The organism is Streptomyces sp. NPDC004561 (assembly GCF_053602155.1).
Genome location: NZ_JBSGDB010000873.1, coordinates 1 through 1,679, shown reverse-complemented (window position 1 = coordinate 1,679; position 1,679 = coordinate 1). Strand labels below are relative to the sequence as shown.

General features: G+C 73.5%; 2 protein-coding genes and 1 pseudogene. All 3 read right to left on the bottom strand.

From position 1 onward, the window contains the following. The coding region (locus ACWEN3_RS46285; protein ID WP_452984423.1) for an AAA family ATPase at positions 1 to 267 on the bottom strand (267 nt) is incomplete at its 3' end. 1 nt (position 268) lies between these two features. Next, complete coding sequence (locus tag ACWEN3_RS46280) at positions 269 to 1,558, bottom strand: adenosylmethionine--8-amino-7-oxononanoate transaminase (protein WP_452984421.1); 1,290 nt, start codon at positions 1,556 to 1,558, stop codon at positions 269 to 271. Further along, positions 1,551 to 1,679 (bottom strand): annotated as a pseudogene (locus ACWEN3_RS46275) (biotin synthase BioB); the annotation flags it as partial. The gene ACWEN3_RS46280 and the pseudogene ACWEN3_RS46275, both read right to left, overlap by 8 nt.

Below are 1,679 nucleotides of genomic sequence, written 5' to 3'. Positions count from 1 at the left end.
GTGCCGTTGGCGGGGTGCTCGCGCCGGTCGCGGATGAAGCTGGCGGTGTGCCGGAGGGAGTCGGCCACCCTGGCCACGAGGTCTCCGTCGTCGCTGTTTCCGCGCGACCTCGTCGGCGTCGCCGCGCTCGTCCGGGCCCACGCCGGTCTGCGCGGCCTTCAGCACGGCCACCGAGCGTCCGGCCGCGAGCGCCGCGGCGGCGACGGCGGCCGTGGTGACGGTCTTGCCGATCTCCGTGCCCGTCCCCGTGATCATCAGTACCGGCATGTCATCCCTCCCGCGCCGCGGCGCACACCGCGCGCGCGATCCGCGCCACGTCCTCGTCGGAGGTGACGTACGGCGGCATCGTGTAGATCAGGTCGCGGAACGGGCGCAGCCACACGCCCTCCCGCACGGCGGCCCGGGTCGCGGCGGCCATGTCGACCTCGTGGCCGAGCTGGACGACCCCGATGGCGCCCAGTACACGGACGTCCCGCACACCGGGCTCCTCGAGGGCCGGCGCCAGCCCTTCCCGCAGACCCGTCTCGATCCGCTTGACCTCCGCGAGCCAGTCCTGCCCGAGCAAGAGCCCGAGCGAGGCACAGGCCACCGCCGCCGCCAGCGGGTTGCCCATGAACGTCGGGCCGTGCGCCAGCACCGGCACCTCGCCGCGCGAGATGCCGTCGGCGACCCGTGCGGTGCACAGCGTGGCCGCCATCGTCAGATAGCCGCCGGTCAGCGCCTTGCCCACGCACATCACATCGGGGGTGACGGCCGCGTGGTCCGCCGCGAACAGCGCGCCCGTGCGGCCGAAGCCGGTGGCGATCTCGTCGAACACCAGCAGCACGTCGTGTTCGTCGCACGCCTCGCGCAGCACCCGCAGATAGGCAGGGGAGTGGAAGCGCATACCGCCCGCGCCCTGCACCACCGGTTCCACGATCACCGCGGCCAGCTCGTCCGCGTGCCGGGCGACCAGCTCGCGCAGCTGCTCCGCGTACGACTCCTCGTACTCGGCCGGGGGCGCGTCCGCGAACAGCTGACGGGGCAGCACGCCGGACCACAGCTGGTGCATCCCGCCCTCGGGGTCGCACACCGACATCGGGTTCCAGGTGTCCCCGTGGTAGCCGCCCCGCCACGTCAGCAGCCGCTGCTTGCCGTCGCGGCCGAGGGAACGCCAGTACTGCAGGCACATCTTCACCGCGACCTCGACCGACACCGAACCGGAGTCGGCCAGGAACACATGCTCCAGGCCGTCAGGAGACATGTCGACAAGTAGCTTCGCGAGCCGGACGGCGGGCTCGTGGGTGAGCCCGCCGAACATCACATGGCTCATCCGCCCCAGCTGCTCGCGCACCGCCTCGTCGAGCACCGGGTGGCGGTAGCCGTGGATGGCCGACCACCACGACGACATCCCGTCGACCAGCTCGCCCGAGCCGTCCGCGAGCCGCAGCCGGACCCCGCTCGCCGACTCCACGACGAGCGGTTCGGCACGACCGGGCATCGGTCCGTACGGATGCCACACGTGCCGCCGGTCCAGCTCCAGCAGCTCGGGAACGCTCAGGCCGGGCAGCTCAGGCATTGGGCGCGAGGTCCGTTCCGGCACCCCGGCGGCGGACGGCGACGAGGTCGGTACGGGGCTCGCTCGCCGCGGCGGCGGGCGCCGATCCGCAGACCCCGCCGCGCGGCAGGAGGCAGGCCCC

What these genes read in the sequence shown, in the direction of transcription:
- ACWEN3_RS46280 (WP_452984421.1), bottom strand. Translation starts at nt 1,558, where the DNA reads ATGCCTGAGCTGCCCGGCCTGAGCGTTCCCGAGCTGCTGGAGCTGGAC.